We start from the raw sequence: 8,947 nt of genomic DNA on the forward strand, positions 1-8,947 counted from the left end.
GCATGAGTAAACCAATCCAAATGGAAAAAGGCGTTAAATACCGCGACGCTGATAAAATGGCACTGATTCCTGTAAAGAACATGCCAACAGAGCAAAAAAAAGTTCTTCGTAAACCAGACTGGATGAAGATCAAGCTCCCAGCGGACAGCCAACGTATTCAAGACATTAAGTCTGCGATGCGTAAAAACAACCTACACTCTGTTTGTGAAGAGGCATCGTGCCCTAACTTGGCGGAATGTTTTAACCACGGTACAGCAACCTTTATGATTTTAGGTGCTATCTGTACTCGTCGTTGTCCATTCTGTGACGTTGCTCATGGGCGCCCTCTTACTCCTGAAGCTGACGAGCCACAGAAGCTGGCAAAAACCATTCAAGATATGAAGCTTAAATACGTGGTAATTACGTCAGTTGACCGTGATGACCTTCGTGATGGTGGTGCACAGCATTTTGCGGACTGTAACCGTGAAATTCGCGCGTTGAACCCGAACATTAAGATTGAAACCTTGGTACCAGATTTCCGTGGTCGTATGGATGTGGCACTTGATCTTATGAAAGACAATCCGCCAGATGTTTTCAACCATAACCTTGAAACAGCTCCTCGCCTATACCGTAAGGCGCGTCCAGGTGCGAACTACAAGTGGTCACTACAGCTTCTTCAGAAGTTTAAAGAGCAGCATCCAAACATCCCGACCAAGTCTGGCATCATGATGGGCCTCGGCGAAACGAAAGAAGAGATCGTTGAAGTACTGAAAGATCTCCGTGCTCACGGCGTGACAATGCTAACGCTAGGTCAATACCTAGCACCAAGCCGTCACCACCTTCCGGTTGAACGTTATGTTCCACCATCAGAGTTTGATGAGCTTAAAGAGATCGCACTAGAACTTGGCTTCACGCATGCTGCATGTGGTCCATTCGTACGTTCTTCGTACCACGCAGACCTTCAAGCTCAAGGCGTTGAAATCAGCTAATGATTCGCTAAGCTTATGACTAGAGGCTGACTTGTATAAGTCAGCCTTTTTTGTTTCTGCGGTTGAATCGAGACACACTCTTATATAGTCTGAGCAAACAGTTATGAATAAAGAAAAAGTCATCCAAGGATTTAATATGAAGAAGATTGGATTAGTTGCAATCGCCCTTGCAACATTAACCGCTGGCTGTGCATCGAATACAAAGCAAGACAACTTTCGTGAAGCCTCTTTTGAGCTTTGTAACACAGATGTATCCCTTTACTCAGTCAGCGACGATGAGCGCGTTCGCATCGTTTGTGCCGATGGTTCTAAGTTCTCGCTAAACAGTGAAGAAACACTAGCAACAATGCGTGACATCAACTTCGACTACTGTGATGGCGAAGGTTTGGGTAAGTTCAGCGAAAGCCGTAAGTACTACTCGTTTAAGTGCAAGTCAGGTACTTTGATTAGCCTGCCTAAGTAAACGAGTTTCGAAAGCATGAAGGGTTGACGCTTAAAAACGTCAACCCTTTTTCGTTTGGCTAAGTCAATCTGTCATCCTCAAAAGTAAGGAACGAACGAGTTGAAGATATCTTCTAGCAAGTAGCAGGCTTTTTGAGATTCCCTACTCACTCCTTCGTCGTTCCCGTATATGAAATGGCAGAATCTCAAGATCAAAAAAGCCCCATCAAATGATGAGGCTTCAATTCATTTTCAAACTGAGTTGGCTCTAGTTATTTACACTACGCCTACTAAAAAGCTCTATCAAACGATAGAGCTTTTATTCTTTTCAAAGTAGATGTGTGAAGTTCAAGGAGAATACACGGAGTTTGCGCTAGCAAATGAGTATATTCGACGCAGAAATTCGCTCACTCTACGAAGAAAAATTACGCGTAAACTGGAAGACGCTTACAAATTTCTAGTACTTTTGCTTTCGTTGCTTCGATAACTTCTTCGTTGCCGATGTTATCTAGAACGTCACACATCCAGTTTGCTAGCTCAGTTGCGTCTGCTTCAGTGAAACCACGACGAGTGATTGCTGGCGAACCTACACGGATACCTGAAGTAACAAATGGGCTACGTGGATCGTTTGGTACTGAGTTTTTGTTTACAGTGATGTTTGCTGCACCTAGTGCTGCATCTGCATCTTTACCTGTGATGTCCTTGTCGATTAGGTCAACTAGGAACAGGTGGTTTTCAGTACCGTTAGATACGATTTTGTAACCACGCTCTTGGAACTGGGCAACCATCGCTTTTGCGTTTTTCACTACGCGAGCTTGGTAAGCTTTGAATTCTGGCTCCATTGCTTCTTTGAACGCTACTGCTTTACCAGCGATAACGTGCATTAGAGGACCACCTTGACCACCTGGGAATACTGCTGAGTTCAGCTTCTTGTACATCTCTTCGCCAGCGTTAGACAGAATTAGACCGCCACGTGGGCCTGCTAGTGTCTTGTGCGTTGTTGTTGTCACAACGTGAGCGTGAGGTACTGGTGTTGGGTATTCGCCTGCTGCGATTAGACCTGCAACGTGAGCCATATCTACGAATAGGTACGCGCCAGCTTTGTCTGCGATTTCACGCATGCGAGCCCAGTCAACGATTTGAGAGTAAGCTGAGAAACCACCGATGATCATCTTAGGCTTGTGCTCTAAAGCCAGTTGCTCCATCTCGTCGTAGTTGATTTGACCAGCTTCGTCGATACCGTAAGGAATAACGTTGTAGTGCTTACCAGAGAAGTTTACTGGTGAACCGTGAGTCAGGTGACCACCGTGCGCTAGGCTCATACCTAGAACCGTATCGCCTGGGTTTAGCAGTGCCATGTAAACAGCGCTGTTTGCTTGAGAACCAGAGTGTGGCTGTACGTTTGCGTACTCACAACCGAATAGTTCACATGCACGGTTGATAGCTAGAGATTCAGCTTTATCAACGTACTCACAACCACCGTAGTAGCGCTTGCCTGGGTAACCTTCAGCGTACTTGTTAGTTAGCTGAGAACCTTGAGCTTCCATTACACGTGGGCTTGTGTAGTTTTCAGAAGCGATTAGTTCGATGTGTTCTTCCTGGCGAAGAGTTTCTTCTTGGATTGCTGCGAACAGTTCCGCATCGTAATCAGCGATGTTCATATCACGCTTTAGCATCTGTATCTCCTGACTCAGATTAAGACTTAAAAATTTCAAAAAAACTGATTTCTGACCTTAATACCGACGTTTTTTACCTGACGCAAACGTTTGCATTAAGCTAATGACGCGCATTCTACATAATTTGATCTAGGTCATAAAGAGAAAATTTAAATTTTTCTCATGCAGTTTTCTCATAATGCTTTACGAAGAATATCATGATGACCATTTCCAAAAGTAATAACTTGCGAAAAGTGTCAATTCTGTCCTTTACACTCCGTAAAACGATGATTACATAGGTTTACCTTAAATTTATGTCTCAAGCTACCGAAATCATTCATTTTTAAATAGTATGCACGCCATTATTGACTAGTTAAATTTAAAATTGATGGAAAAACACTCAAGAAAAGAAGATTGGATCGCAATTTTGACTGGCACTTTCCTTGTTGCTCAAGGCGTCTTCTTTCTTCAATCAGCGTCTTTGCTGACAGGCGGCACAACCGGACTGGCTCTGCTTGCGAGTCAATTTGTCTCGTTATCATTCGGTACACTTTATTTTGTCGCTAACTGTCCTTTTTACTTACTGGCGTGGAAGCGTTTTGGTTCACGTTTCGCCTTTAATAGTGCCATTTCAGGTGCTTTAGTTTCTATTTTGGCTGATCACCTCTATTTAGTGATCAGTTTAGACAGCGTGAATGAAGTGTATTGTGCGATTGCTGGCGGCCTACTGATGGGGCTTGGGATGCTCATTTTATTCCGTCATCGCTCAAGTCTTGGCGGATTTAATGTGCTGTGCCTGTTTATCCAAGATAGATTCGGTATTTCAGTCGGGAAATCACAGCTTGTGATCGATTTCTGTATTTTGGTTGCTTCGTTCTTCTTTGTCTCACCAGAAGTGATTGGTTTATCCATTCTAGGGGCTATTGCGCTTAACTTGGTACTGGCCATGAACCATAAGCCAACTCGATATACAGTGACTTACGGATAAAGCTACGAGCTCATAAACAAAAGGGTTGACGCTTAAAAACGTCAACCCTTTTTCGTTTGAGTCAGTAATTTCGTCACCCTCAAGAGTGAGTAGCAAGCCTCTAGAGATTCCCTACTCTCTCCTTCGTCGCTCTATGGAAATGATTGAATAAACCATAGAACAAGCGCTATTACTGCGTATTTAACTCAGCTCACCATGCGAAGTACGCGCTTTGACATCGTGGCTCAATTCTCTGTTTAGCTCCGCTTCCACATGACCTGGCGCTTGAGTGCTTGCCGAGATCAAACGATACATAGCAGGGATAACAAACAGCGTCACCAAGGTCGCAAAGCCCATACCAAAGAAGATCACCGTACCAACCGCCACTCGGCTCTCGTAGCCCGCACCTGTAGACATAATCAGAGGAATCGCGCCAGCAAGCGTTGTAAATGCCGTCATCATAATCGGGCGTAAGCGGCGTGCTGATGCATCAACAATCGCTTTTTCAAACTCAATACCACGGTCACGAAGCTGGTTGGCAAACTCGACAATCAAGATACCGTTTTTGGTCACCATACCAATCAGCATGATCATACCAATCTGACTATAGATATTGAGCCCTTGCCCCATTATAAATAGACCAAGGAAGCCGCCAAATACGCCCATAGGCACGGTAAACATTACAACCAGCGGGTTAATAAAGCTTTCAAACTGCGCTGCTAAAACTAAGTAAGCCACCAGCAATGCAAGAGCAAAGACAACAAGGATGCTCGATTGATTCTCTTTGTAGTCTTTAGACTCACCCGAATAGCTTACAGAAATATCACCCGGCAGAATGTCAATCGCTTGCTGATCTAAGAAATCTAGCGCCTCACCTAGCGTGTAACCATCAGAGAGGTTCGCCGTAATCGTCACCGATTTTTGCTTGTTGTAGTGAGACAGTCGAATGGATGATGCCACCTCTTCAATCTTAGTGACCGCATCAAGCGTCACTAACTCACCTGACGAAGTACGCATGTAAATCTGGCTCAAGTCAGCCGCATTGTTAAAGCTGTCTTCATCGCCACGCAGGTAAACATCATACTCTTCACCGCGCTCGACAAACGTTGTTTCGCTCTTACCACCTAGCATGATCTCTAGCGTTTCAGAAATCTCCTGAACACTAATGCCTAACTCAGCCGCACGCTGTTTATCAACAGAAACAACAAGCTCTGGTGTTTTCTCAGAGTAGTTGATGTCAGCTCCTTCCATAAACGGCGACTCTTCTGCTATCTGCTCTAGTTTCTCTGCCCATGTTTTTAGCTCTGCATAGTCAGAACCACCTAACACAAACTGTACAGGTTCACTCGAACCACCACGGAAACCAGGCATAAATGGGAATACGCGCACATCTGGAATGCCAGCGAGAGCTTTACGCACTTGTCCTAATGACTCTTGAGCCGTTACATCGCGGTCATTCCAGTCATCGAGAATCATAATAACAAAACCCGTCTGATCACCCGCGTTGCCACCAAATGCTGGCGACTGGATACTGAATGACTTCAGGAAGCCTTGTCCGAGCAGAGGCATTAAACGCCCTTCGACAATATCCATGTTCGCTGCCATGCGGTTATAACTGGTCGCATCAGCACCACGAACGAAGGCAAAAATAACACCTCGGTCTTCAGAGGGTGTAAGCTGCGCAGGTACTTGTTGCATCAGTCCCCAGCTGCCGCCAATACATGACATGATGATAACCGGAGCTGCCCATTTCCACTTCAAAGCGCCTTTAAGAACTTTGCGGTAACCAGATTCTAAACGACCAAACATGCGATCGATAAACTGGTTAAATCGATTCGGTTTTACATTCGCTTTAAGAAGCTTACTGCCAAGGACCGGCGTAAGCGTTAATGCAATCAACGATGAGAAGATTACCGACATCGCAAGCAATACAGAGAACTCAGTAAACAGCAGGCCTACCATGCCATCCATAAACGAGATTGGCAGGAATACCATCACCAGTACCAAGGTAGTAGCAATAACAGCAAAGCCAACCTCACGCGTCCCTTTATAAGCAGCAAGTAGAGGCTTCTCACCGTTCTCGATATGATGGAAGATATTTTCAACCACAACGATCGCATCATCCACAACCAAGCCAATCGACAAGATGAGTGCCATCAGGGTGATCAGGTTGATTGAGAAGCCAAAGTAATAGGCGGCAATAAACGATGAAATCAAAGAGACAGGTACCGTAACCGCAGGGATTAGGGTTGCACGAGCCTGACCAATGAAAATATACAGAACCAGTATCACTAGGCCGCCAGTGATGAATAGCGTGCTGTACACTTCAGCGATCGAACGTTCGATGAATACTGTTGAGTCGTAATCAATCGCCAGTCGCGTACCTTCTGGCAAGAACTGCTGGATATCTTCAACTTGCTTATGAACCAACGAGGCCACTTCAAGTGGGTTTGCATCCGATTGCGGCACAATCCCCATACTTACATTGACGACACCATCACTCTTAAAGGTAGAGTTTTCGTTTTCTGCGCCAATGTAAACATCAGCGACATCTTTTAAATAGATAGGAGAGCTGTCGCTCGCGCGCTTCACGACTAAGTATTCAAAATCTTCTGCTTGGTTGTAGCTACGCGCCGTGCGTACAGACATAACAATCTGGTCGTTACGCACTTCGCCGCCTGGGCTCTCGATATTTTCACTGCGCAGGGCTGAAGTGATGTCTGTTGTTGTAACGCCACGCCCCGCCATTTGCTCAGGCTTTAGCTTCACGTACATTACTTTGTACAAGCCGCCCGACACATCCACTGAGCTAACGCCTGAAATCAAACTGAAACGGTCGAGAAGCACTCGGTCAACATAATCGGTTAACTGAGTACGGTCCATCTCTGACGAGCTGAGGTTGATGTAAAGTGACGCCTCCCCTGAGCCATTGTTCTTATATACAATTGGATCGTCGGCTTCATCAGGTAACGAACGTTGTGCGCGCGCAACCGCATCACGCACGTCACTCACACCCGTGTTTAAGTCGTAACCGAGTTCAAAAGTAATCGTAATACGCGACATGCTATTGCGCGTTGTTGATGAAATCTCATCAATCCCACTGATCCCTGAAAGCTGATCCTCTAGATTCGAGGTAATTTGGCTTTCGATGATCGTCGCAGACGCACCTTCATAACGAGTACTGATAGAGACAACCGGACTCTCAATGTCAGGCATCTCACGTACTGCAAGCTTACTAAACGAGACTATACCAAAGACACATAACAGCAAACTTAAAACAAAAGCCGCCACTGGCCTCTTTACAGACACATCAGATAACAGCATTAGTTAGCCCCTTCTTGACTCTTTTGTGCCGTTTTTGGACGTCCGTCGCTGCCTAATTCGCTGACAGCCACACCATCACGCATGTTTACAATACCTTGAACGACAATCTTTTCGCCGATGTTTAGGCCTTCCTCGATAACCACTTGGTTTTCAACTCGAGCGCCTAAAATCACTTGAGTGCGCTTCGCTTTATTATCGTCACCGACAACGTAAACAAAACGTTTAGTGCCCGAGTACTCCAGAGCCTGTACAGGGATAATTGGCGCTTCAATCGCAGGGAAATCCATATCAGCCGAAACCAGCATGCCTGGTTTTAGATATTGCTCAGGGTTCTCAAAGTGAATTCGAACGCGCAAATTCAGTGTTTCGGCGTTAATACGAGAATCAATACCAACCACTTCGCCTTCAAAGATTTGCCCAGACCAAGCCGCCGTTGTTGCTGTTACCTTCATACCTTGTGACAGTTGAGAGAGGTAACGCTCAGGCACTTGTAAGTCGAGCTGCATGACAGAAAGATCATCAAGTGTCAGCAGTTCATCACCGACACTGACCATTTTTCCGCGGCTAAAATCGATAAAACCGACTGTGCCATTAAATGGCGCGGCAATATGGAGGTCTTTTAACTCAGCATTCGCCGCATCTAGGCGTGCTTGGGCTATATCGACACTGGCTTTTTGAGCGTCGATTTCAGTTTGAGTGATCGCGTTGCGCTTCACCAAACGTTCAAATTCTTTCAGTTTACGTTGTTCATCTTTAAGGTAAGCGTTCGCTTCGGTCACTGCAGCACGTGCTTTATCATCATTTAATTGGATTAAAAGCTGCCCTTTTTGCACATTTTGGTTCGCGCTAACGGCAATCACATCAACCTTACCTGTGACTTCAGGCGAAATCGCAACCGACTGTTCAGCATCCAACTTACCGACAAGTGAAAGAGACTGGGAAACTTGATGAGTTTGCACTTGCTCAGTAACAACAGTGACGCTCGATGGCCCTTTCCTTTTCGCCAGAGCAGCAGGAGAGGCAGCCAAAATAGATAAAGCGACTAGACTCAGAATAATTTTGTTTTTCATGGTTAGATTCTGCTTAAATAAACTCGTTGTATTGTATCCGCTAATTAACATTCTGAACGTCAAGTAATGTAAAGAGCGAGAAATATTATGTAAGTAAAGCCGTTGATTGTTTGAGCTTTATGCTCAATTCCTACCATCTTTGCCCAAAAAGGCACCATTCGATTCGAAATTATAAGAAAACGCTTTACAGCTTGAGCGAGTTTGCTATGATTCGCTCCGCACTTGAGAGATGAGTTGGGAAATCATCAATTAAGTATAAAAACACCCTGGAGGGGTTCCCGAGTGGCCAAAGGGATCAGACTGTAAATCTGCTGGCACTGCCTTCGATGGTTCGAATCCGTCCCCCTCCACCATATTCTTTCTGATGTTTACTCCTTTTAAACGTTAGAACAACTTGATTGTTAGGTTGGGAAACTCACAATTAAGTATAAAAATACCCTGGAGGGGTTCCCGAGTGGCCAAAGGGATCAGACTGTAAATCTGCTGGCACTGCCTTCGATGGTTCGAATCCGTCCCCCTCCA

6 protein-coding genes and 2 tRNA genes are annotated in these 8,947 nt (G+C 45.2%); 5 read left to right on the forward strand and 3 right to left on the reverse strand.

Annotated features, from left to right (window positions below; all coding sequences use genetic code 11):
• Nucleotides 1-2 precede the first annotated feature (2 nt).
• Both lipA and F0231_RS16645 read left to right on the forward strand, forming a co-directional pair.
• Nucleotides 3-968 carry a lipoyl synthase gene (gene lipA / locus F0231_RS16640; RefSeq protein ID WP_171760827.1) on the forward strand — a complete coding sequence of 322 codons (966 nt, stop codon included), beginning with the start codon at nucleotides 3-5 and terminating at the stop codon, nucleotides 966-968.
• Nucleotides 969-1,104: 136 nt separating this feature from the next.
• Complete coding sequence (locus F0231_RS16645; protein ID WP_171760828.1) at nucleotides 1,105-1,431, forward strand: hypothetical protein; 327 nt, start codon at nucleotides 1,105-1,107, stop codon at nucleotides 1,429-1,431.
• Nucleotides 1,432-1,834: 403 nt separating this feature from the next.
• Here F0231_RS16645 and glyA read toward each other — a convergent pair whose 3' ends face one another.
• On the reverse strand, nucleotides 1,835-3,085 hold the full coding sequence (gene glyA / locus F0231_RS16650; RefSeq protein ID WP_171760829.1) for a serine hydroxymethyltransferase: 1,251 nt from the start codon (nucleotides 3,083-3,085) through the stop codon (nucleotides 1,835-1,837).
• Between the two features lie 367 nt (nucleotides 3,086-3,452).
• Here glyA and F0231_RS16655 point away from each other — a divergent pair, with 367 nt between their 5' ends.
• Nucleotides 3,453-4,052 carry a YitT family protein gene (locus F0231_RS16655; protein WP_171760830.1) on the forward strand — a complete coding sequence of 200 codons (600 nt, stop codon included), beginning with the start codon at nucleotides 3,453-3,455 and terminating at the stop codon, nucleotides 4,050-4,052.
• 180 nt (nucleotides 4,053-4,232) lie between these two features.
• Here the strand turns inward: F0231_RS16655 and vexH are convergent, their stop codons facing one another.
• Together vexH and F0231_RS16665 are read right to left on the reverse strand one after the other, a co-directional pair.
• Complete coding sequence (gene vexH / locus F0231_RS16660) at nucleotides 4,233-7,355, reverse strand: vibriobactin export RND transporter permease subunit VexH (RefSeq protein WP_171760831.1); 3,123 nt, start codon at nucleotides 7,353-7,355, stop codon at nucleotides 4,233-4,235.
• Nucleotides 7,355-8,425 (reverse strand): efflux RND transporter periplasmic adaptor subunit, encoded by a 1,071-nt coding sequence (locus F0231_RS16665; protein WP_171760832.1) that lies wholly within the window; start codon nucleotides 8,423-8,425, stop codon nucleotides 7,355-7,357. The genes vexH and F0231_RS16665 overlap by 1 nt, the downstream gene beginning before the upstream one ends.
• A gap of 268 nt (nucleotides 8,426-8,693) precedes the next feature.
• On the opposite strand from F0231_RS16665, the gene F0231_RS16670 reads away from it, so the two are divergent.
• A tRNA-Tyr gene (locus F0231_RS16670) sits at nucleotides 8,694-8,778 on the forward strand.
• Nucleotides 8,779-8,865: 87 nt separating this feature from the next.
• Nucleotides 8,866-8,947 (forward strand) — tRNA-Tyr (locus F0231_RS16675).

Source organism: Vibrio sp. RE86, assembly GCF_013114545.1.
Classification (GTDB): domain Bacteria; phylum Pseudomonadota; class Gammaproteobacteria; order Enterobacterales; family Vibrionaceae; genus Vibrio.

Coding starts and splice junctions, on each gene's coding strand:
- F0231_RS16665 (WP_171760832.1), bottom strand. CDS start 8,425: ATGAAAAACAAAATTATTCTGAGTCTAGTCGCTTTATCTATTTTGGCT.
- F0231_RS16655 (WP_171760830.1), top strand. CDS start 3,453: ATGGAAAAACACTCAAGAAAAGAAGATTGGATCGCAATTTTGACTGGC.
- vexH (WP_171760831.1), bottom strand. CDS start 7,355: ATGCTGTTATCTGATGTGTCTGTAAAGAGGCCAGTGGCGGCTTTTGTT.
- lipA (WP_171760827.1), top strand. CDS start 3: ATGAGTAAACCAATCCAAATGGAAAAAGGCGTTAAATACCGCGACGCT.
- glyA (WP_171760829.1), bottom strand. CDS start 3,085: ATGCTAAAGCGTGATATGAACATCGCTGATTACGATGCGGAACTGTTC.
- F0231_RS16645 (WP_171760828.1), top strand. CDS start 1,105: ATGAAGAAGATTGGATTAGTTGCAATCGCCCTTGCAACATTAACCGCT.